Below are 23,495 nucleotides of genomic sequence, written 5' to 3' on the forward strand. Positions count from 1 at the left end.
GAAGTATATATAACTGTTCTGTAATCCTATTTATATTCCGTACTAGTTCCATATGGCTTGCAAGTTGAATGAGGTAATCTGATGGTAGCGGTATGCAAGTGGTTAGTAAAGACTTACTTCGCCGGGTAGGAGCGGGGTTACTGATAGTAATTGCCTTATTACTATCGCTGGGTGTTCGGGCAACGCACATCATCGGTGGCGACATGAGTATGCAGGCCGTTGGTGCTACACCCGGCCTGTTTAAACTACAATTGAATCAGTACTGGGACGAGACAAAAACGAATACCGTTAATCGTGATCTATTGGTAAAAGTGCTGATTTATCGCAAAAATAATCCAATACTGGTTGAGCGTGTTGAGATTCCGTTTCAGGAAATGTTGCCACTCACCTTCGACAATACCGCTTGTGCCACGCTTCGGCAGTTGAGTTTTACACAGGCCCGCTATTACATTACGCATCAGTTTGATCCCCAAAAGTATACTGATCCTGGTGGTTATTACATCGTTTGGGAACGGTGTTGCCGAAATGATGCCCTCACCAACGTCAATACAAGTACGACGGCCGGTGCAGCCATGGTCTTTTACCTTGAGTTTCCGCCAATGCAGAAAAACGGAACGCGCTTTGTTAATTCAGCTCCCGATTTTCGTTTGCCAAATGGCAGCTACATTTGTATCAATAAGCCCTTTACGTTTAATGTCGATGCTGTTGACGCCGACGGTGACCAACTTCGTTACTCGCTGGTAACGCCCTTAAACGGATATACCACCCGCAATGACCAAACCAGTATTGATGATTCTCCCCGGAGTAGTTACCCACCAATTATGTGGGCGCCAGGCTACAGCCTGACCAATATCATTCCCGGAAATCCGGCCCTGAGCATCAATTCGAGTACCGGTCAGTTGAGTGTTCGGGCCTCTCAGGAAGGCTTATATCTGTTTACCGTGCAATGTGAAGAATTTCGTAATGGCGTACGAATCGGGGTAGTACGTCGTGATTTTCAATTGCCAGTGGTTGATTGTTCCCAAAATGCGCCACCCCCGGCTGTCGTACTGGTTAATGGAAAACCCGTCGTTGAGCTTCTGTGGTGTGATAATCAACCGGTTGTTCTTTCGGTTGAGAGAGATTCTAAATGGGCGTATCAATGGCAAAAAGATGGGGCTAACATTCGCGGTGCTACGTCCGATACACTTACTATCAAGGCGTCGGGTGTTTATACAGTTGTTAAGAGCCTCGCTAATGTTTGTGCCAATGACACAACTTCCCAGGCCGTCAAAGTTGCCCTGGGAACACTGACGGCAGAGATTAAATCGTCTTCATCAACGTTTTGTGCGGATGATTCCGTGCAGCTAAGTGTTGCAAATCCTGGCAATGGAAATAAATATGTCTGGGAAATAAACGGCACGAAATTGTCTGATACGTCGAGTCATATTATCGCTCGTCAGGCGGGTACGTATCTGGTTCATGTAACATCGTCATCGGGCTGCAAGGCTAATTCAAATCAATTAACACTCACTCAGTATGCCCGCCCGTCAGTATCGTTAGATTCCATCGCACCCATTTGCGTTACCAATTCGACAGTTGTTACGTTACAGGGGCAACCCTCCGGCGGTACCTATACGGGGCCGGGTGTACAGGGCAGCCAGTTCAATCCCGCAACAGCCGGTGTGGGTCGGCACAAAATAACTTACACGGTTATCGGTGACCATGGCTGTAAAGCCACGCAAACTCGCTGGGCAGTGGTAACAGCGGCCCCTACATTGACTGGGCAAGCCACGTATCAGATAACTGTGGGGGATAGCGTTCAATTGATAACACAAACCGATATGCCGGTCAATACGTATCAATGGACACCGCCAACCTCACTAAGCCGGGCCGATGTCGCCAGCCCGAAGGCCAGTCCCGCAGTAACAACACCTTATCAGGTAACGGCGACCAGTGCACCGGGTTGTTTCGCAACTTTGCCCGTTTTAGTGGTTGTCGTGACACCACTCTTTATTCCGTCGGCCTTCTCGCCCAATGCCGATGGCCGAAATGACGTTTGGATCATACCGAATATTAGTGCGTTTCCACAATGCGAAGTATCGATTTTCAGTCGCTGGGGCGAGTTAATTTTCTTCTCACAGGGATACGCACAACCCTGGGACGGTACCTATAAAAAAGTACCTGTGGAAACCGGCATATATACGTATCAGATTCGCACGGGAACCGGGTCGCTAACCACGACCTACCGGGGGCAATTGGCGGTTATCCATTAGGCTCATCTGGACAAGGTTAGCACCAGACTCTGCAAATCCTGATTGATGGAGCGTACTGACGACTGGAGTTGATTGAGCATGTTGGCCCGGCTATGCAAATCATCGGCCTGATAGTTGCCACCTGCCCCAAAAAGCATTTGTAGCTGCTCTCGCGACGACCCATTGACCACATAATCCTGCCAGCGTTGCCGAATGTTATGGCTAATGGACTGTTGGCTGCTATTGCTGAACTGCTTCTCATTCAGAACATACCAGACCATCGGTGGATAGATCGACGACTGGGTAGACTGATTCCAGATGTCGCTTAGCAGATTGCGCTGGTGAACGAATTGAACAACCCGGTTGGATGAAAAAGCTGCCAGACCACCAAAACCCGCGCTCACTACCCCGCCCCCAATACCAATCACTTTACTGGCGTCATCAGCTTGAAGTAAGGCGGTGGCTACAGTCGTAGCGGCTCCAAGTACGACAGACAGAATCGTCAGCCGACGGATTCGTTTCGTATCGCGCTGGTCCAGATACGTAGCAACCTGGTCGGCCCGTTCTCCCTCGCAATCCAGTTCAGCCGCCAAACCGGCTATTTGCGTTGACGCAAGCAGAAGTCGGTTCAGCATTTGCTGGTGTATACGAACGCTTTCCAACTGAGCATCAGGCTGACTACTTTTCCCCAGGCCAATCAATTTTTGCAACAACGGTAAAATGCCGGTAGCATTGGCCAGCAGCAAATCGTGGGTTGAGTAGAGTCGGGTTAAACTTGTATCGGCAAGTAGTATTTTCTCAATGTCTGGCTTGGGCAGGAACGTAGAATCGTACTCATAGTGAATAGCTGGCTCGCAATACGTGTCGGTTATACTGGCAAGGGGTTGGTTTCTGAACGCAGTGCAGGCTGTTAAAGAGAACAATAAATGAAGGCATAGAAGATAATGTATACGTAGTGATTTCATTATTTAGCCGCTAAGGTGCTTTCCCCCAATAAATCTATTGGAAAGGGAATAAAGGAAAAAAAGATGGAAAATTTTTAATGTATTTAATTGAATAACTTTCTGGTAGTCAGTATATTGGCCTTTTAATATGTAATTCATTTATTGGGATTCCCCTCCTTTAGAATAGTCCTGAATGGGTTGACATATCTAGTTTCTCCATCTAATTTCTCGAACAATACAGTTCACTGAAGGTTAGAGAAAATAAATATATAATTGGAATTCAGAAAGGTTATGGTAGAAGATATCGGTCTGGCAAAACCGATAATGTCACTGCCGATCCGTTTCGAAACTAACGGCCGGATAACTAGGTTGACTTCGACGATTTATGTCTAAATGATGCCTGCAAGAACGGCGAATATCTGGACATTAACCGGCGTTTAACGCATCTGAGTCCCACTATTGACAAGTCGGCTTATAGTTAAGCAATCAGAAGGGCAGCTCATTAAGGGTTGCCCTTCTGATTAATAAAGAAGTTTTTGTCACCTAAATAAAGATCTACACGTTAAGTAAGAAGTAGTATAACCGAAGTGGTGAACAAACTACGTAACGACTGCACATGGATAAGCGAAGAATTGGAATTGGTATTGCGGTGGTAGCGGGCTTGGTCATTCTATTCTTTGTTGGCCGGTATTTCGTTATGCAGAAGGAGGATAACGAACGGAGAAGTAATCAGGCAAAGATGGAAAAAGCGGCTCAACTGGCTAAGAAAAAAGCGAAAGAGGCCGAAGAAAAAGCCATGCGACTTGCGGCTGAAAAAGCAATACATACCTTGCATCAGCTATGCCACTATGCTGATTCCATTGGCATTGATACCACTCGTTATGCCGTTGTATCAACCACCAGAAAGCCTGTAACCGAGGCTAAACTGACGCAACTGCTGCTGGAAATACGCTATGGAAAAAAACCATCAGGACTGGAATATAATGGCCTGAAAGAAACGGTAGACTCGGCCTGGGCACGGAATATTGAAATGGCCCTTGAGCCAAAGTCGCTGGCAGGGCTTTCTGAATTTACCCCTTATAATCAGTTGGTTGGGCATTACGACCGGCTAAAAAGCAAAGTTGCCAGTAATCCGGCCATTGCCGATTCGTTGCGTTTGATTCGGCAAACGCTTAACTTTTACCGATATGTAAATCGCTTCAATCCAGATCGATTTGTAGTGGTTAATCTCCCCGCGGGCGAACTAAACGTATTCGATAGAACAGGCGAACGCTTACTCCCTATGCAGATTATTGCGGGAAAGCCCGACCGGCAAACACCCTGCATGACGACCTACATCCAGAGTATTGTGACCTATCCGTATTGGAACGTACCACGCAATATCGCGCTGGAGGAAATGTTGCCTCGAATGAAACGCAGCAGCACTTATATTAACTATCAGAATCTTCAGCTTCTTGATGATAAGAACCATGAAATCGACCCCAAGTCAGTTGATTGGAAAAGCATTTCGGCAACTAATTTTCCGTTCCGCGTTCGGCAGGGAGCCGGTTGCGAGAATTCGTTGGGGTTGTTGAAGTTCAATCTGGCGAATCCGCTGGCTATTTACCTACACGACACCAACAGCCGTGATCTATTTAAAAACACCAAAGAGCGCTGGCGGAGTCATGGCTGTGTGCGGGTGCAAAAACCCGTCGAGCTGGCTAACCTGGTGCTGGGGACGGAAACTTTCGATGATAAATTTCTGGATGAATGCCTGCTGGATCAGAAACCCAAGACATTACCCATCCCCAAACGATTTCCGGTCTTTATCACTTACAACATTGCTGATGTGGATGCGGCCGGGAAACTCCGATTTTATAAAGATGTGTACTCGCTGGACGATAAATAAGCAGACTGCTTCAGGTAGTCGTTGTTAGGCGAGTAAATGAACAGACAGGAACCTCCTTTAACCGCCTGAATGATGCCTTTTGAATCGGCATAGGGTACCGCCGGACATCCCTGACTACGGCCTAAACGACCCGTTTTGCGAATGAAATCCTCACAAACGTAGTCGGCACCGTGCAGAACGATATTCCGGTTGAAGACGTTGTCATTGAAGCCTTTTTCGAGTCCTTTCAGTTGAAGCGAGAGGCCGTGCTTACCCATATAGGTATTGAGCGTCTGATAGAAACCGAGGCTACTCTGGAATGACGATTGCTTGTTGGAAAACTGGCTTGGAACCAGGTCGCCCGAGTTCTGCCCGTGAGCGACATAGGTATTGAAGAGAAGTTTTTTCTTGATCAGATCGACCACATACATGCGCTTGTGCGTGGAAGGCTGGCTGAGATCTACAATCGTCAGGGTCGATTTGTTCGGACTTATCTTTTGCCAGCCACGTAACGCAAATTCAAATACAGACTTCTGTAAACCAGTTTGGCTGAGCTGTAGTTGATCATACACATCGAGATGAGCGATAGAGGCCACTTTCTTCGGGGCTGCTACTGGCTTGGCAACGACTACTACGTTACGGCTGGTTTTGTATCCGGTGCTGGCGAAGTAAACGAAGATGAGAGCAACCAGAAGCAAAAGAACATTCTTCATACCTAGCAATCGGCGTCGTTTCATACTTGGCAATCGGCGTTATTGAGAGTTTGTAAGGATGCTATGTAAGAACAGCCTTACCGGCTTTTTCATTCGATGAAGGTACCACTTTTTTGCCAAATTCTCTGATATGACTCCTTATGAAATCGCTGTTCGTACAGAACTAACCCGCTGGCAGCAAGCCATGCAAAAGCCGCCATCCGCCTTTGGCCGACTCTCAACGGGCATTCAGCGCCGAATTAACCGCATCATTCCCAGGAAAGTACATGACGTCATTACGGCTGCCATCAAGCAAATGACCCGGGCGGTTTTGTTTGGCGCCGAGTTTTTATCGCGTCCACCTGCCGAAGGCTTAACCCTGACGCAACGCGATGCGGCCGTAGCGAAACGTATTGAATTCTATAAAAAAACCAGTGCCGCCGAAGGGGGCGTAACAGGCGCGGGTGGGTTTTTAATGAGCCTGGCTGATTTCCCGATACTGCTCAGCTTAAAAATGAAAATGCTCTTCGAGATTGCCAGTTTGTACGGTTATCCGGTCAGCGATTATCGCGAACGAGTGTATATTTTGTACGTATTCCAACTGGCCTTCTCAAGCCAGGAGAGCCGCCAGGTGGTGTATCAGTACATTGCCAATTGGCCCGAACACAGCCGCCAGCTTCCCGAAGATATTCACCAGTTTGACTGGCTGACCTTTCAGCAGGAATACCGGGATTATATTGATCTGGCTAAAATGGCGCAGTTAATTCCGGGCATTGGGGCCGCTGTGGGCATTGTGGTCAACTACCGGCTCGTCAACCAACTCGGCCGCACCGCTATGAACGCCTATCGCATGCGGTTGCTGGCCGAGAATCGTACGCTGCTGACCGAATAGTAAATGCTGGATTAGAGGCTAGTCTAATTCAGCATCCTGATTTTCTTACGCTATGGCGTTCATTCTATTGAATGTATTCCGCAATTCATCGGGCGTTGCTTTGGCCATAGCATCGCTGAACCCGAACGTTAATTCTGTTTTACCTTGTGCCAACTGGTCGAAAACCGCATCGATAAAAGCGCTTACCGGTGGTGCTTGATCGTGTAAACCCTTGCCACCCAGGTCGGTATTGAGGGCGGGTGGAATCATTTCAATAACTTCTATGCCTTTGGGGGCTAGTAAGGCTCGCAACGACAGTGTGAAAGAGTGGAAGAATGCCTTGGTCGCGGAATAGACCGGCACTTTGGTGAGCGGCACAAACGACAACCCCGACGTTACGTTAATGATGGTGGTGAGCGCTGGTAAGTTGATGAACAGATTGGTCAGGTGAAGCGGAGCCTCAATGTTGACGGTAAGTTCATTTTTGGCCCGCTGGAAAAAGTCATCGTCTGAAACCGACATCCACTGTTGAATTCCCGCATTATTGATCAGCACATTCAAGTCGCTGTGTTCGTCCGACATCCACTGGTGAAGCGCTTCTCGTTCTTCAACAAGGGACAAGTCACATACTCGTGTAATTACGGAAGGGAATTTGTCCGCTACGTCTTTCAGCACGTCTTCCCGTCGTCCGCAAATAATGACCGTGTTGTTTTCTTTGACGAATCGTTCGGTAAGGCCCAAGCCAATACCCGATGCCCCGCCTGTAATCAGAATTTTATTGTTCTTGATATTCATCTCGTTTTCAGTAGAAATTGATAGTACAAAGGTGGAGAAGAAAGCAGGACATGCGTTTGCAAACATCAATCCAAAGTTTGCAAGATTCAACGCACGGCTACTGTCTGAGTGGCCCGTAGCTGTTGTTGTATGTTTTTCCTTCTTAGGGATGCGTGAATTTCAGCGCTGACCACGTAGCGTCTACACACAAAGATTTACTTTGGTTCTGGAACAACTTCATTGAATAAAACGGGCTCGGTGATCAACTTGTTTGCCGTGCATCACACCTGGTGTAACTTAGCCAGAAAATTACTACACTACGTTCATGCTTTTTCTAGGCCTTAGTATAGTGCTTTCGGTGCTTCTGCTGCTGAATTTTCGGGTATTTCCACGCTACGATGTCAATACGTTTCAGGCGATTGTATTCAATTATCCGGTATGCTTTCTGACGGGTCTGTTGCTCCTGCCCGCCGGACAATCGTTTACGATAGACTTGACTCAGACCTGGACGTGGCTGGCGCTGGGGCTAGGTGTGGGTTTCATTCTCACCTTTCTGTTGTCTGGTGCGTCGACACAACGTATGGGCATAACCTCTACGTCTCTGGCAAACAATCTTTCGCTCGTCATTCCGGTCTGTTTCAGCCTGTTCGTCTTTCGCACGGGCGGCAAAACGTTTGAATGGCTGAACTATACGGGTCTAGGGCTGGCGTTGATAGCCGTGGGTTTGACGACGTATAAAAAAGAGTCATCCACCGATTCATCGGCGGTTCGGGGTAATCGATCAGGCGTCAACGTATTATTGCCGGTGGGTGTGTTTTTGTTTTATGGGGCTACGAATACCATGATCAATTACATGAATCTGAATTACATTCCGTCGGCCGATAAAACGATTCAGGTAACACTGACAATGGTGTTGGGGGCCATTATAGCCGGATTGTTGATGCTGGGTCTACGGTTGATTCAGGGGAAAGAAACGTTTCAGTCGAAAAGTCTGATTGGCGCCGTAACCCTGGGCATACCAAATTTTCTGAGTTTTTATACGCTGCTGCTGGCCCTATCGGCTTTTGGCAGCAATGGGGCTTTTGTTTACCCACTCTATAACATTGGCGTAATTCTGGTGGCTGCTTTACTGGCGGCTTCATTCTTTCGGGAAAAACTCTCGACGGCCAATAAAATCGGATTAGGCCTGGCGATTTTGGCTATTGGCCTGATTTCGTGGCAGGAGTTGTCGAACGTAGCCGGATAGCGTCGAAAGTAAAAAAAGGATAGCTCTATGCTTTGACCGTTGATAACCCACCCAAACCTAATGCGTAAGAGTACGATGATTCCCACAGGTATAGTTCGTTACGTTGTTGGCTGTGCTACGTTGCTCGCCTGTCTGCTGACAGCGGCTGGTTGTAGTACCAAAAAGAAGGAAGAGGATGCGGCCGGACCACCCAATATTATTTTCGTTTTCTCCGACGATCATGCCTATCAGGCGATTAGCGCGTATGGTAGTACGTTGACAAAAACGCCTAGTATCGACCGAATCGCCAGCGAGGGAGCCATTCTACGGAATAACGTAGTGACCAATTCCATCTGCGGACCGAGCCGTGCGACGCTGCTGACCGGAAAATACAGCCACCTGAACGGCTACAAGCTGAACGAGAAAGTATTTGATATAAATCAGCCTGTTTTCTCGGAGGAGTTACAGAAAAAGGGTTACCAAACGGCCTGGATTGGCAAAATGCATCTGGGCAGTCTGCCGAAGGGGTTCGATTACCTGAATGTATTGCCAGGGCAAGGCCAGTATTACAACCCCGATTTCGTCAATGCAAAGAAAGATACGGTTCGGTATCCCGGTTATGTGACCAATGTCGTGACGAAACTCTCGCTGGACTGGCTCAATCAGCGTGATAAAGCAAAGCCGTTTTTTCTGGTTGTAGGTCACAAAGCTACGCACCGCGAATGGTTGCCCGATTTACAGGACCTTGGCGCTTTCGATACCGTTACGTTTCAGCTACCTGCTACGTTCTATGACGACTACAAAGGCCGGATAGCGGCCCAAAATCAGGACATGACCATCGAAAAAACGATGCGTCTTAAAGAGGATTTGAAAGTTCACGCCGATTACGTGAAAAGTGACATTTATAATCGCTTTACACCCGAGCAGAAGAAGCCTTTTTATGAGTATTACGAAAACAAAATCAGTAAGGAATTTGAGGCTAAAAAGCTCAGTGGCAAAGCGCTGGTCGAGTGGAAATACCAGCGTTATCTGAAGGATTATCTGGCTACGGCTCGCTCGCTGGATCGCAATATTGGCGAATTACTCGATCATCTGGATAAAACCGGGCTGACCAAAAATACGGTCGTTATTTATGCGTCTGATCAGGGTTTTTATATGGGCGAACACGGCTGGTTCGACAAGCGATTTATTTACGAGGAATCATTGAAAACGCCGTTTGTCATTCGCTATCCGGGCGTCATTAAGCCGGGTACGGAGATCAATGAGCTGATTTCTAACATCGACTGGGCACCTACCTTACTGAAGCTGGCAGGTGCCACCGTTCCGAAGGAAATGCAGGGTGAATCCTTTTTGCCCTTGTTGAAAGGCGAAAAAATACCCTGGCGAAAAGAAGCGTATTACCACTACTACGAATTTCCCAAACCTCACCATGTTTATCCGCACCTTGGGCTACGTACTGACCAATACAAGCTGGTTCGGTTTTATGGGCCGCAGGATTTCTGGGAATTATACGATCTGAAAAAAGACCCCCACGAGCTGCATAATCTGTACGGTGAGAAAGGCTACGAAACTATTACTGCCGACTTGAAACGCAAATTAAAGGGCCAGATCACGCAGTACAGGGATGAGGAGGCTATGAAGATTGTGGAAAGCAAGCCCTGATAACTAGTGGCTGACTTAGTTTAGCACCAGGGGAATCGCCCATTTTCCCGCTAAATTTCGTACCTTTGTGCTTCAATCTGAACAGAAAATTAAGCCATGATATCGGTACAAAACGTCTCACTTCGCTATGGTAAGCGGGTGCTTTTCGACGACGTCACCATAAAATTTACGTCCGGCAACTGCTATGGGGTTATCGGTGCCAACGGCGCGGGGAAATCGACGTTTTTGAAGATTTTGTCGGGCGAAATTGAGCCACAAACAGGCTCCGTTACGATGTCGCCCGGCGAACGGATGTCGGTGCTAAACCAGAACCAATCGGCTTATGACGAGTATCCGGTTCTGCAAACGGTGATTCTGGGCAACAAACGCCTGTATGACATCATGCAGGAGAAGGATGCGCTCTACGCCAAAGAGGAGTTTACGGATGCCGACGGCGAGAAAGCTGCCGAACTCGAATCGGAGTTTGCCGAAATGAACGGCTGGGATGCCGAATCGGATGCCGCCAGTTTATTATCTGGGCTGGGCATCAAAGAAGATATGCACTACGCTATGATGTCGGATCTGAACGGTTCCGAAAAAGTGCGTGTCCTGCTGGCACAAGCTATTTTCGGTAGCCCTGACGTGTTGCTGCTGGATGAGCCGACCAACAACCTCGATGTAGAATCGGTGAGTTGGCTCGAAAATTTCCTCGCCAATTTCAATAACACCGTTATCGTTGTATCCCACGATCGCCACTTTTTGGATCAGGTCTGTACGCAGATCGTAGACGTTGACTTTAGCAAGGTTAAACTCTTCGCCGGAAACTATTCATTCTGGTATGAATCGAGTCAATTAGCGCTGAAACAACGCCAGGACCAGAATAAGAAAACGGAAGATAAACGCAAGGAACTCGAAGATTTCATTCGGCGATTCTCGGCCAACGCATCGAAATCCAAGCAGGCTACGAGCCGCGGTAAGTTGCTTGAAAAGCTTACGCTGGAGGATATTCAGCCATCATCGCGGAAATACCCCTATGTAAACTTCAAGGCTGAGCGCGAACCCGGTGATCAAATCCTGACGGTCGAAAATCTGACGTACACGGCCGAGGACGGCACGAAACTCTTTGAAAACCTGTCCTTTACGATGAATAAGCAGGATAAGATATTCCTGTTTAGTCGCGACGGGCTGGCCGTATCGGCACTGATGGATATTCTGGCGGGTGATCGCAAAGCCGATTCGGGTACGTTCCGATGGGGTGTTACCATCACCATGTCGTATTTTCCGACGGATTCCGAAAAGGAAAAATTCTTCCAGACGGACCTGAATTTGGTGGATTGGCTACGGCAATATTCGGTCGAGAAGGACGAAAGCTTTATTCGGGGTTTTCTGGGCCGTATGCTGTTCTCGGGCGAAGAATCCCTGAAAAAAGCAACCGTGTTGAGCGGGGGCGAAAAAGTACGGTGTATGCTGTCCAAAATGATGCTATCGGGCGCTAACTTCCTGATGCTCGACGAGCCCACCAACCACCTCGACCTCGAATCCATCGAATCACTGAACAATGGGTTAATCGACTTCAAAGGTCCAGTTCTTTTTACCTCGCACGATCACCAGTTCGTGCAGACGATTGCCAACCGCATCATCGAAATCACACCGGCGGGCATCCTCGACAAACTGATGACCTACGACGAATACCTCGCCGACGAGCGTGTGAAAGCGCAACGTGGGGAGTTGTATGAAGCCGTGGCGTAAACAAAAAAATACTACATAAGATGGGTAATCCATGAGCCTCCTCACGGATTACCCATTTTCTTTTAGCCACTACGTTACGTTTGAGCGTTATGTATAGAATCTGTTTGATAAATTTCTTCTATGCATTCGTTTGATCTCATTGTAATTGGTACTGGCTCGGCTGGTGCAATGGCTGCGCAAACCGTCCGGGAAACGGGTAAGCGCGTGGCTATCATTGATAAATCACCCTTCGGCGGTACGTGTTCACAACGGGGATGCGATCCCAAAAAAGTGCTGGTGGGAGCCGCTGAACTCGTCGCTCGGTCAGCCCAATTAATTGGAAAAGGTATTGAGGAGAAAGCAGTCATTAACTGGTCCGACCTGATTCAATTCAAAAAAACATTTACGGAATCAATTCCCGAAAATACGGAAACCAAATTCGCTGATCTAGGCATCAAGACATTCCACGGTGCCGCCACTTTTCTGTTAGAAGATACCCTACAAGTTGGTGACGATACGTTACGTGCCGAACACATTGTTATTGCCACGGGGAAACGACCCAAGCCGCTCGATATTCCTGGCGAAGAGTTGCTAATTGATAGCACCGGGTTTATGGAGCTACCACAGCTACCTGACAAGATCGTGCTGGTAGGCGGTGGATATATCTCGTTCGAGTTTGCTCACATTGCGGCTCGTGCTGGTGCGAACGTAACAATTCTTCATCAGGGGGAACGCCCACTCGAAGGCTTCGATGCCGACGTAGTGAACCTGCTGGTAAAGGCTATGGAAGCCATTGGCATTAAGATTGTTCTGGGAGCCAGCGTGACGGCTGTTGAAGGCAAACCAGGAGATCTGAAAATTCACTACGAGGAACAGGGGAAAAAACATTCGCTCTCGACACAGTTAGTTGTCCATGCTGCCGGACGAGTCGCCGATGTCGCTGAACTGAATCTGGAGAAGGCCGGTGTTGAGCTGGGAGAAAAGGGGATTACGGTTAATCGGTATCTGCAAAGTGAATCCAATCCAAAAGTTTATGCTTGTGGAGACGTAGCAGACAAAGGCTTGCCCCTCACGCCATTGGCTGGCTATGAAGGCCGTATCGTGGCTGAAAATATTCTCAAGGGAAATCACCAGGTGTATACCGATGCCCCCGTTCCAACGGCGGTTTTTACGGTGCCTCCATTAGCATCTGTCGGTTTGACGGAGGAGCAGGCAAAAGAAAAAAATCTCGACGTAAAGGTTCTGTTTCAGGAAACCACCGACTGGTACGTCAGTAAACGCATTAATGAGCCGTTCACCGGATTTAAAACGCTCGTCGACAAACAAACGGATCAGATCGTTGGTGCCCACATACTGGGCTCCGGCAGCGACGACCTGATAAACGTATTTACACTGGCCATGAAACACGGCATTTCGGCAACAGCCCTGGGTGATACGCTAATGGCGTATCCAACGCATGCGTCAGATATAAAGTCAATGCTGCCGGAGTAATTGATAAAACCTTCCTTATTTCTGACCGATAGGGCTTAAGCTTTAAACCCTATTTTGACGTGCGTACCGTCGCAGTAGGGTTTGTTGCTGCTGGCTCCGCACCGGCAGAAAGCGGTGACCTTGTTTTTCTGGGTTTCCTGTCCGTTGGCGTCTTTCACGCGCAGATTGCCGTAGATCAATAGCGGACCGTTGGGCAGCGGCTCGACAATGCTTTCGGCCTGAATATCGTCAGGGATTAGGTGCTCCTCGTTTCTGAAATAACTCAGCGCTTTTGACGGGCAGCGATCTACCTGTTCGGCGATACGTTGCGTAGGGGCCCCGTCCATCTTGATCCACGGCCGTTCTCTAGGGTTGAAAACCTCAATCAAATTTGTCCAGCAAACTTTGGAGTGGACACAAACGCTGGGTTTCCAAACGACGGTAATTTCGCCGTTTGTGTAGGTTTTCGTAATGTCGGGAGCTGGCGTTTCACTCATGGTAATCAACGTAGTAGGGTAGTCAATAACTCAATTGATCGCATTTGGTAAATGGTGGCCCATCCCCGCGTCTTCAACCAGCGTTGTTTTGAAGTCCATCGGGTTTTGCAGCGTTTTGTGCACCGGGCATCGATCAGCCATTTCGCGTAGCCGGTTGCGTTGTTCGAGGCTTAGATCACCATTTAAAACCAATTTCGTAGTAAAAAGAGACCGGCCTGCTATCGGATCGTACGTGTATTCGACATGGACAACCGCCGAATCGAGGGGTAATCCTTTGCGGTCGGCATACATACGTAGCGTCATCACGATGCAGGTGGCCAGCGCTCCTGCCAGCAATTCACTTGGTCGCATACCCCGATCCTGACCGCCCATGTCGATCGGTTCGTCAGCCACTATCACCTGCGAATCAGTGGACAGGTGTGTCTCGTAAGGGGTTCGTTCAATTCGGGCAGTGACAGTGGCCATAGGTAATACTGGTTAGTTTTAAAACTTATTGTCCCCAGGTCGATGGGTTTTGCCGCCAGGCAGAAAGAGAGTCCATCGCATCGGCCGAGATGTAGTCGAGTGCCTGGGCTTCAACCAGCAAGGCATCGTAATTACTCAGGCAAATGAGTGGTACGTTCTTCTGTTCAAAATTCTGAGCCGCCACCGGGAATCCGTAGGTGAAAATGGCTGCCATGCCCAGCACTTCGGCGCCAGCCGCCCGGAGGGAATTGACCACTTTAAGCGAGCTGCCGCCCGTCGAAATCAGGTCTTCAATAACGACCACCCGTTGCTGCGCTTTCAGATGGCCTTCAATCTGTTTGCCCATGCCGTGCGTTTTAGGCTCTGGCCGAACGTAGCAGTAGGGAAGGTCCAGCACATCGGCGACCAACGCGCCTTGTGGAATACCCGCCGTGGCTACTCCTGCAATCACTTCTACGGAAGGAAAGCGTTGCCGAATGGCATCGGCCAGGGCATTTTTGATAAAACTGCGTACGTCGGGGTAGGCCAGCGTAACTCGGTTGTCGCAGTAAATAGGTGATTTCCAGCCTGAACTCCACGTAAAAGGCTGATTTGGCTGGAGTCGCACAGCCTGCACAGCGAGTAGATGCCGCGCTACGGACTGTTGAATAAATTGAGAATCCACAGAGTAATGAAAAATAATGGGATCAAATGTAAGTAAACTGCTCTATTCTTCTTTACCAGGCTCGTATTGAATTACTTAGTTCCGGATTAAAAAGCCCTCTTTTGCTACATAAACGAACTCATAGCCGACTCATTGGCCAGTTCTTCGGCGTATTCTTTGCCTAAATACCGATCGATGAAGTAATGCGCTACGTAGAGTAAAGGCGTGAGCACAACTGCCGAGGTAGCTTTATAGATGTAATTGATAATGCCCACGGCCAACACCTGCGTCAGCGACCAGTTGCCGAACACGTAGAAGGCAATGCCTAAGACCACGAAACTATCGACCAGCTGCGAAACCAAAGTTGAGCCCGTAGCCCGTAACCAGATTTTACGACTTCCCGTGATTTTGCGGAGTGAATGGAATACATAAACGTCGAGAATCTGCCCAATCATAAACGCCGTAAGTGAGCCGATAATGATACCCAGTCCCTGCCGGAAAATCATCTGGAACGCATTGTTGATATTAATGGCATGTCCCGCTCCATCTTTGGCATTGACATCGAGCCAGAATTGCGCGGGCGGGAGCGTCGTAACGGCGTAAATTATCAGGAAACTATAGCCCACAAACCCGGCCGTCAGAAATGAAATGCGCCGGACACCGGACTTGCCAAAATACTCGTTGATCAGATCGGACGTAATGAACACAAATGGCCAGATAACTGCACCTGCCGTGAGGTTGAAATCCAGTATAAAGTTGCCAAAGAGATGAATCTGTGCAGGCTTGGTGCCTAGTAGCGCTTCGACCGAAAAAATTTTAACGCCTATGATTTCGGCCACCAGTGCATTGGTTAGGAAAACCGCACTCAGGAAAATGTATAGGTTCGTGCGTTTATTGGTAAAAGAGGGAGCCATAAAGAAGTTTACTAGTGTTTGGTGAGTAAGAGCAGTACTGGCAAGTTACGGTACTAACTACTGATGACTGGCGACCCACGACTAATTTTTCCGTTTGTATACGTCGGCTACCGCTGTTTTCTCATATCGGGCGGCTAAAGCCGGGGCGCGTTGAAACAGCTTTTCCACTACGTTCTCCCGGTCAATAATATAATCGGGCGGATCGAGTCGGAAATGGTCGAACACGTTAATCACCGCTTCGTAATTATCCAGATTTTTCAGATCGTATTTCGCCAAATCCCAGTTCAGATAAGGTGTTGCCAAATGATTTTGGCGATACGCACTCAAGTCTTCGCCGATGATGAGTACATGCTGATCGCGAATATCGGCGGGCAGCGGGGATGAACGTACCTGCAAGCTACTCAGGCGGCCCAGCTCCGCCCCAGGAATGATGCCCAGCGCCCCCTGATAGAACAAGAGCAGGATGAGAACAAACGCAATCGAGAAACTCATTTCCGCCAGCCACGCTTTACGAATATTCTCAAAATAATAATACGCAAAATAAGCCATGGGTGGCACGAAACTCAAAAATACCATCGGGGCCAGAAAGGGCATCAGGGCAATGGTCAATACCGCCACAACAAACCAGATGGCCATAATTTGCTGTATGCGTTGCTGAAAATTGACGTAGCGACCAGCCCGGCTGAATAGACTTAAAAAACCCAGCACACCCAACCCCAGTGGAATCAGGAGCGACGCCAGCAACGATCGAAAATCGGACAGGGAATACTGCCGAACCCGAAATACTGACGCCAGCAAATTCCGGTTGAAATCGTCGAGCCCGTCGAATAGGTAGTAGAACAGGACAGTGGCCGCAAACGGAAACAGAAAGCCGAAAACGGATAATGAGTACTGCCGGAAGGTCGAGCCGGTATAAAAAAGCAGCGATACAATCGACCAGAGAATAAACAACGCCGATGGCAGGTAGAACAGGGCGGCAATGCCAATGTAGAACCCAACTTCAAACACTTCGTCCGTTGCACCGCGACGATCCATCTGCCGAATTAAAGTCCCAAAGGCCAGCAGCAGAAAGCTGGTCGACATGAGCACGGGCGAGAGCGTCAGGCAGTCGAATGAGAGGTGCATAAACAGCATGTAGATCAGTCCTGGCCAGAATGTTCGATCGGGATAAATATCCCGGTTGTTCGTCAGGTAATTGAAATATACAATCTGAAATACCGAAACGAGCGTTGCTGCTCCATGCAGCACCAGCGGGGATCGACCAAACACACTATCGATGCCCCAGTAAACCATGGCTGATAACGGGCTCACACTGTCCCAGATGTCGCGATAAAGCAGATTCCCCTGGCTCATCTGTTCGCCCACAATCATCCAGTTCAATTCAGGAATGAGCAGCGGAAATGGGTGCAGGAGTAACGGTAACCGAATCAGCAGGAGCAACCCCAGTAAACTGGCGTACTGATAAGGGAAATAAGATTGGAAGAAACGTAGCAAAACAAGTTCTTAGTTATAATCAATAATCACGGTCCGCCGTTACGGTCAGTCATCTACTACACCAGTTATTATCGGCTCCTGACTATCGCCTGACCGCAACGGCGGACCGTGAGTATTACCTGTAAAATTACAGTCAATTTCGGCAGAACGGAAAAATGAGTGGATATTTGCAGCACAGAAAAAGGTTGACGGGTTAAGTGGTACGTATTGGAATACATATTCCTGAACTATTCGGGCCGTTGACCGTTCATTTTAGTACCCAAGTACCGATTAGTATGGAATCGAAACGACAGCAGAAAGTATCCCGGCAGTTGCAGAAAGATCTAAGCGAGATTTTTCAGCGCGACGTGCCGCATTTGTTCAATGGAGCATTCATCACCGTGACCAGCGTTCGAATTTCGCCGGATCTAAGCGTGGCTCGAGTGTACCTGAGCTTTCTGGCTACAAAAAATAAGCAGTTATTGTTGGAAAGTATTCAGGAAAAAGGCAAAGTACTACGTCAGCACCTCGGCGACCGGGTTCGGCATCAACTCCGGATTGTTCCCGAGCTGAATTTCTTCCTGGACGACACTGCCGACTACGCTGACAAAATGGATAAACTATTCTCCGGTCTCGATATTCCACCCGCTCCGGTGGAGGAGGATGAAGATAAAGAGTGATAGAGCTAAAGAGTGAAAGAGCGAATGGAAGAGCCGCTGTTTCACTCTTTCACTCCGTCGCTCTTTCACTCTTTTGTGAATGAATCTCCCCGTTTGGATTGCCCGCCGGTATTTCTTCTCCCGTAGGAAACGCAGCTTCATTAGCTGGTTATCGACTTTATCTATGCTCGGAGTGGGTGTTGGCACCATGGCGCTGGTGGTGGTACTGTCGGTTTTCAACGGCATGGAAGAGCTGAACCGGCAGATTTTCAAAACGTTCGAGGCCGACATGACCATCTCGCCCAAAGAGGGGAAGCGGTTTCTGGCTTCTCCTGCCTTGCTAACGAAGTTACGTCAGACACCGGGGGTTCATTTGCTAACAGCGGTGGCGCAGGACAACGCACTGGCTCGTTATGGCAACGGAACGACGGTTATCAAACTCAAAGGGGTGGACGATAATTATCTCCAGCGTCAGCAACTCGACTCGGCCCTGCTGGAGGGTAAACTACTGCTACGTCGCGACAAGGTTAACTATGCCATTGTGGCTGAGGGCGTTCGTAGTGATTTGAGTATTTCATCTATTGATATTTTGACCCCTCTTGAGATCCTGTATCCGCAGAGTGGACAAACCCTGAGCGTACTAAATCCGGATGCTTTCAATCGCCAGGCACTAACGGTGTCGGGCGTATTTTTTATTGAATCGCGTTACGACAATTTTGTGCTGGCTCCTCTGAATGTAGCCCGTGAATTGTTTGGTTACCAACCCGATGAGGTGACGAGCCTTGAAGTTCAATTACAACCCGGTACCAACGAAATGGTGGCTCAAAAAGCCTTGCAAGATACAGTAGGAGGAAATCTGCTCGTAAAAAGCCGTGACGACCTAAACGTTGATCTCTATCGGGCCATCTACATTGAAAAATTATTCGTTGCCCTGACGCTTTCCTTTATTATTCTGGTGGCTTCCATCAACATTTTCTTTTCGTTGTCGATGCTGGTGATTGAGAAGAAAAGTGATATTCAAATTCTATACGCGCTGGGGGCAACCAAGAAAATGGTACGCTGGATTTTTCTGATCGAAGGCGCCATTATTGCCCTAACGGGAGCATTTGCTGGGCTAGTGCTGGGCATTGGTCTCTGCGTAGCACAGAAAGAATACGGTTTAGTCGGGATGGGTATGGTTAGTTCGATCATTGACGCCTATCCAGTTCGCCTTGACGTTCGCGATATTGTCATGACCACCGGCCTCATTATTTTCATTACGGTGCTGACCTCGTGGTTTCCCGCCCAACGCGCGGCTAACAGCCAGCAGTAAGTAAGATATTCCCGGCTGCCTATCTTCGATGCCGGTTATAGGAATCGGGGTCACCTGATCGTATAAGTGGTCAAATCTGTACTGGTTCGCTATACCTGTTAATACAGTTCGGTAGTGAATCAATGATGAGGCTTATGACGATTAGTCAAGGCGTAATACATTGGCTCCAATTGAGGGTTCCATCACTCGCTTCAGGTGATTGGGATGAACAGTTATTAAAATTTCGACGGAGCCTGTTCCTACAACAGCCGTAAGCATATGACCACCGTAAGACGTAAAATTCTTATCGGTAACAACTCCATGTACGTGAAGCGAAACTTTTTGGTCCTGCCAGGCAATGGAGCCGTTCATGCTGGCTAATTCTACATCGTTGAATTCTTTAGGATCATACTGCTTAGTTTGCCGGTTGAAATAGCCAAATTTTGCATTAACAAAGCCCATGCCTGAAATAGTGGCTGACGGAATCTTTTCATTTTTAGCCAGATTTTCCAAGTGCGTAAATACGTTATCCCCCTGACGTAGTACCATCAGATAACCAACAGGCACCTTAATATAGCGTTTTGGTGCCTCTTTACCCGCGCTTTGTTCTTTTGATCCTTGTGCCATCGAAACAAACAAGATTAGTGTCCATATAGAGGAGAAGACCAGTAAGCCATTTCGTTTGAGAAGGTTAATTTCGATCTGCATTGGCTTTTTAGGGTATGCGTCAATGTACTACCCATTGGTCGTTACTTTTGTTGCGATCCAAGGGCAGTTTCCCCAAAATGCCGCTAATTGATAAACAAACCCAGACGCAAAGTAGAGCATCGTTTGCCTGAACGGTGTGATAGTAGAAGAATGAGCGTGCATATAGCGCATCACTCAGTAATCAATCTTTATCTATCTGTTTCTGATCCGTTGCTCAGGCCGACTGGGCTTTGTGGCCCCGGTCTCATCAGCCCGCTCGTGAGTTGACGAAGCTCAGGCAAGGCGGCTTCAAGTGCCCGTAGATAGCGCTCCAGAAGCGAAATAATTTCGGGCAGCGGTGTATGAGCAGCCAGCATACTTTCCAGCGTTTGAAGCTGTTGACTCGCTTCGGAAAGGCCAAATAGACCAATGGTGGCTTTCTGCGTATGCAGGACACGACCAATTGTCATCCGGTCGTTGGCGGCTATAGCCTGACGAATCTGGTCAATGTGGATAGGGGTCTGGGCCAGGAATAAATCGACTAGCTCGAGTAAAAACGCCTGATCACCACCCGTAACCTCAAGTAGGCGGTCAAAAGACAGCCGAGACACGGGAGCGGCTGAGGAGTCAGCGGATTGAGCCGCCGAAGCTCCGGGCAATGGTACGTATAGTTGCAGAAGTCGTTGTAAGTCGGCCGCTTGAAAGGGCTTAGGCAAAAAATCATTCATCCCGGCCTGTAAACACTGTTCCCGTTCGCTGGCCAGTGCGTGGGCGGTCATGGCGATGATGGGAACCTGACTACCCAGTACTGTTCTGATCTGACGAGTGGCCATATAACCATCCATAATGGGCATCTGAATATCCATCAGTATCAGATCAAACGAAGTCTCGCCCAAGCGATCAATGGCTTGTTGCCCATTCTCGGCTACCTGGGCCGAGTGGCCCAGGCGGGCTAGTACGCCCAGCGCTAACCGCTGATTCATCAGATTATCCTCGACCACCAAAATGTTCAGACGATGGTTCGTGGCTTCCCAGGATACCGATGGGTTACTCGGCGGTAAAGGGGTAGGGTCGGGAGCCAGTTGATAAGGGATCTCAAGGGTAAAACAAGACCCTTTCCCCGGTGTACTACTGACCTTGACCCAACCCCCCTGGAGCTTGGCCAGGGAGTAAACAATGTTCAAGCCTAAGCCCGTACCACCATATTGCCGGGTAGTCGAATCATTGGCCTGCCGGAAGCGCTCGAATATATGGGGTAGTACGTCCGCTGCCATACCAATACCGGTATCCTGGACAATAAAGCGAACCTGGACCGTCGTAAGTGTTTGCTGGCTTTTTTCAACGCGTACCTGCACGCTACCCTGCTGGGTAAACTTAATGGCATTGCTCATCAAATTCAATAAGATCTGGGTCAGTCGGGTTGGATCACCCAATAGGATAGGTGGTATCGCAGGATCCACGGAAACGGTCAGACTTAGTTTTTTGTCGCTGGCGGCTGAATGAAGCATAGTTCGCAGGGAATCCACCAGTGAGGGGATGCTGAAAGGGATTACTTCCAGGGTAAACATACCCGCTTCAATTTTAGCCATGTCGAGTATATCATTAACAATGGTCAACAGATTTTTACCCGCCGTGCCGATATAGCTAACGAATTCCTGCTGTTCCTGAGTAAGGGCTGTGGTACGGAGTAAGTCAGAGAACCCCAAAATAGCATTCAGGGGTGTGCGTATCTCATGACTCATATTCGCCAGAAACTGTTTTTCGGTCAAACGAGCCTGGTTCAAGGCCAGGTCAAACCGAAATAATAACACCAGGGATTGGAGAAAGAAGAAGCTCAGATAACCAACAAACAAACTGAGCTTAATGGGAGCCGACCAGCCAAAGTACTGGCTTAAGATCAGGCCAAAAACAATCAGCAATAAGCTGGTACTCATCAGCGCATAGCGGGCGCCCGGGCGATGACGACGGGCGGCTATCCAGTATACATACAAGGCGTAGCTAATATAAGCGATCATCAAACCTAAAAAAGGATTCATGAGTCCGGTAAATACCATCGGGGAGAGCCCTAAAACGGTCCCCGCAAAAGCGAAACAAACCCAGGCCATTGCGGAGGTAATCCTTGGGTGAGTGTCTTTAGGGTATAAAGACTGGGTATACAGCACAAAGATTGCAACGGCTACGTAGAGAGAGCCATATTCGAGTCGGATGGTGAGCGCCCAGGGTAAATCAGGTAGTAGCGTGTGTAACACATACTGATCCGTTCCAATAATCCGGTAGCTATAGATCAAACAGAAAAAGCCAAAATAAAGCATGGGCCAGTCGGTTCGGCTAAAACCAAACAGCCCTAAAAAGAATAAGCCCGTCATAACCAGGCAACCGGTTAGAAATAGCGTCAACGCCCGGTCGGTGGTCCGTTCCGCTTCGAGCCGTTTGGCGTCTCCGAGTCGTATGGCTTTGGCAGAGCCTCCTTTAGCGTGTTCAAAGTTGGCAATTTGCAACAGTAACTGAAGGGTATCGCCCAGAGCGGGTAATGGGATTAGCTGGGTTGACCAGTAAGGTATGGTAGCGGCCTGGGTCGAAGCAGGGTTACCATCCTGGGCCGCAAGGTGGCCATTGACGAATAGCCGGTAGGCCGTATATTGGTCGGGTACTTCCAACATAAGCGAATCGGATCGAGAGGGTAATAAAACGGTGAGCCCATAGGTAGCAAACCCCTGATTGGGTAAAGCCGCCTGGTGCCAGGTGCTCGTCGTCCACAATTGGGGAAAGGTAATGTACTCGAATGGAGCCGCTGGCTCGTTGGGAAAGCGCAATGTATTCCAGTACCATTTCCACTGGCCCCTTAACTCAATAGATTGTTGGGTAAACTGAACGGATCGTAGATCAAGAATACCCTGGTGGGCTAGTGGCTGTGGTTGGGCTTGCCCCGGCAAAAAGCTGGCAGCGAGCACTAGGGTCAGCATCAAGGCCTTTTGGCATTGTCTTAAGACGCGTATCGGTAGCCAATTACGGGCCCAGCCGACCAGACCTATTTTTTTCTTACCGATCGTATAATTTCTATCAATTGACAAAAAACGACCTTGTTTCTTGACAGTAGGGTGCATCCGTACTTTAGTAGGAAGGAAGTAAGAAAGATTTGCTGTTTAATAATACTCAAAATTACATACTAAAAAAATAGTATATAAATCATTAGTTACTAGTTAGTGTATTTATTTCTTAAATTATTATTAGAAATGTTGATTTGATAAATTAATGGTCTGTCGCATTGTGCTGCTGGCCGGTAATGGATAAGACAATCCCGTAAGGGTAGACCCGTACTTTACACTGGCGATCTACAATCTCCCGGAATGCATTAACTCGTTCGTTCATTGGATGCGGATTGTACGGAATAAAATGGCTGTCTCGCTGCTACCAGACAGG

Annotated in this window: 19 protein-coding genes; 9 read left to right on the plus strand and 10 right to left on the minus strand. The window is 48.4% G+C overall.

The genetic code is table 11. The features are described from left to right. Positions 1–92: 92 nt before the first annotated feature. Entirely contained in the window at positions 93–2,255 is a 2,163-nt protein-coding gene (locus ACYVEA_RS09815; RefSeq protein WP_461113253.1) for a T9SS type B sorting domain-containing protein, read from the plus strand. 2 nt (positions 2,256–2,257) lie between these two features. Here ACYVEA_RS09815 and ACYVEA_RS09820 read toward each other — a convergent pair whose 3' ends face one another. Next, a complete protein-coding gene (locus ACYVEA_RS09820; protein WP_461113254.1) occupies positions 2,258–3,157 on the minus strand; it encodes a hypothetical protein in 900 nt (299 codons plus the stop codon). Positions 3,158–3,794: 637 nt separating this feature from the next. Between ACYVEA_RS09820 and ACYVEA_RS09825 the strand changes: the two genes are divergently transcribed. Further along, complete coding sequence (locus tag ACYVEA_RS09825; RefSeq protein WP_461113255.1) at positions 3,795–5,066, plus strand: L,D-transpeptidase family protein; 1,272 nt, start codon at positions 3,795–3,797, stop codon at positions 5,064–5,066. Here the strand turns inward: ACYVEA_RS09825 and ACYVEA_RS09830 are convergent. Continuing rightward, positions 5,033–5,758, minus strand: a complete 726-nt coding sequence (locus ACYVEA_RS09830) for a murein L,D-transpeptidase catalytic domain family protein (RefSeq protein WP_461114065.1) — start codon at positions 5,756–5,758, stop codon at positions 5,033–5,035. The two genes, ACYVEA_RS09825 and ACYVEA_RS09830, sit on opposite strands and share 34 nt — an antisense overlap. Before the next feature lie 130 nt (positions 5,759–5,888). Between ACYVEA_RS09830 and ACYVEA_RS09835 the strand changes: the two genes are divergently transcribed. Then, positions 5,889–6,629, plus strand: coding sequence for an EcsC family protein (locus ACYVEA_RS09835; RefSeq protein ID WP_461113256.1), 741 nt, complete (start codon positions 5,889–5,891; stop codon positions 6,627–6,629). 45 nt (positions 6,630–6,674) lie between these two features. Here ACYVEA_RS09835 and ACYVEA_RS09840 read toward each other — a convergent pair whose 3' ends face one another. Next, positions 6,675–7,403: an SDR family oxidoreductase gene (locus tag ACYVEA_RS09840; RefSeq protein ID WP_461113257.1), complete on the minus strand. Its 729-nt coding sequence runs from the start codon at positions 7,401–7,403 to the stop codon at positions 6,675–6,677. A 304-nt stretch (positions 7,404–7,707) separates the two neighbouring features. Between ACYVEA_RS09840 and ACYVEA_RS09845 the strand changes: the two genes are divergently transcribed. The 4 genes from ACYVEA_RS09845 (at position 7,708) to ACYVEA_RS09860 (ending at position 13,467) form a co-directional block, all read left to right on the plus strand. Then, positions 7,708–8,628, plus strand: coding sequence for an EamA/RhaT family transporter (locus tag ACYVEA_RS09845; protein ID WP_461113258.1), 921 nt, complete (start codon positions 7,708–7,710; stop codon positions 8,626–8,628). A 60-nt stretch (positions 8,629–8,688) separates the two neighbouring features. Beyond that, on the plus strand, positions 8,689–10,269 hold the full coding sequence (locus ACYVEA_RS09850; RefSeq protein WP_461113259.1) for a sulfatase family protein: 1,581 nt from the start codon (positions 8,689–8,691) through the stop codon (positions 10,267–10,269). Between the two features lie 96 nt (positions 10,270–10,365). Then, positions 10,366–11,997, plus strand: a complete 1,632-nt coding sequence (locus ACYVEA_RS09855; RefSeq protein ID WP_461113260.1) for an ABC-F family ATP-binding cassette domain-containing protein — start codon at positions 10,366–10,368, stop codon at positions 11,995–11,997. 120 nt (positions 11,998–12,117) lie between these two features. Then, positions 12,118–13,467, plus strand: a complete 1,350-nt coding sequence (locus tag ACYVEA_RS09860) for a dihydrolipoyl dehydrogenase family protein (protein ID WP_461113261.1) — start codon at positions 12,118–12,120, stop codon at positions 13,465–13,467. 35 nt (positions 13,468–13,502) lie between these two features. Here the strand turns inward: ACYVEA_RS09860 and ACYVEA_RS09865 are convergent, their stop codons facing one another. The 5 genes from ACYVEA_RS09865 to ACYVEA_RS09885 form a co-directional block, all read right to left on the minus strand. Beyond that, positions 13,503–13,943 carry a (4Fe-4S)-binding protein gene (locus ACYVEA_RS09865; protein WP_461113262.1) on the minus strand — a complete coding sequence of 147 codons (441 nt, stop codon included), beginning with the start codon at positions 13,941–13,943 and terminating at the stop codon, positions 13,503–13,505. Between the two features lie 30 nt (positions 13,944–13,973). Beyond that, a complete protein-coding gene (locus tag ACYVEA_RS09870; RefSeq protein ID WP_461113263.1) occupies positions 13,974–14,408 on the minus strand; it encodes an OsmC family protein in 435 nt (144 codons plus the stop codon). A 25-nt stretch (positions 14,409–14,433) separates the two neighbouring features. Beyond that, positions 14,434–15,072 carry an orotate phosphoribosyltransferase gene (pyrE, locus tag ACYVEA_RS09875; RefSeq protein ID WP_461113264.1) on the minus strand — a complete coding sequence of 213 codons (639 nt, stop codon included), beginning with the start codon at positions 15,070–15,072 and terminating at the stop codon, positions 14,434–14,436. Positions 15,073–15,176: 104 nt separating this feature from the next. Then, on the minus strand, positions 15,177–15,965 hold the full coding sequence (locus tag ACYVEA_RS09880) for a queuosine precursor transporter (RefSeq protein WP_461113265.1): 789 nt from the start codon (positions 15,963–15,965) through the stop codon (positions 15,177–15,179). Between the two features lie 81 nt (positions 15,966–16,046). Beyond that, complete coding sequence (locus ACYVEA_RS09885) at positions 16,047–17,459, minus strand: hypothetical protein (RefSeq protein ID WP_461113266.1); 1,413 nt, start codon at positions 17,457–17,459, stop codon at positions 16,047–16,049. Positions 17,460–17,734: 275 nt separating this feature from the next. Here ACYVEA_RS09885 and rbfA point away from each other — a divergent pair, with 275 nt between their 5' ends. Together rbfA and ACYVEA_RS09895 are read left to right on the plus strand one after the other, a co-directional pair. Continuing rightward, positions 17,735–18,118, plus strand: a complete 384-nt coding sequence (rbfA, locus tag ACYVEA_RS09890) for a 30S ribosome-binding factor RbfA (protein ID WP_461113267.1) — start codon at positions 17,735–17,737, stop codon at positions 18,116–18,118. 79 nt (positions 18,119–18,197) lie between these two features. Then, the gene (locus tag ACYVEA_RS09895; RefSeq protein WP_461113268.1) at positions 18,198–19,409 is read left to right on the plus strand and encodes an ABC transporter permease; all 1,212 of its coding nucleotides are present in this window, start codon (positions 18,198–18,200) and stop codon (positions 19,407–19,409) included. 141 nt (positions 19,410–19,550) lie between these two features. Here ACYVEA_RS09895 and ACYVEA_RS09900 read toward each other — a convergent pair whose 3' ends face one another. Together ACYVEA_RS09900 and ACYVEA_RS09905 are read right to left on the minus strand one after the other, a co-directional pair. Continuing rightward, complete coding sequence (locus ACYVEA_RS09900; protein ID WP_461113269.1) at positions 19,551–20,096, minus strand: PPC domain-containing DNA-binding protein; 546 nt, start codon at positions 20,094–20,096, stop codon at positions 19,551–19,553. Between the two features lie 188 nt (positions 20,097–20,284). Further along, positions 20,285–23,038, minus strand: a complete 2,754-nt coding sequence (locus tag ACYVEA_RS09905) for an ATP-binding protein (protein ID WP_461114066.1) — start codon at positions 23,036–23,038, stop codon at positions 20,285–20,287. Positions 23,039–23,495: the final 457 nt, after the last annotated feature.

Source organism: Spirosoma jeollabukense, assembly GCF_054777855.1.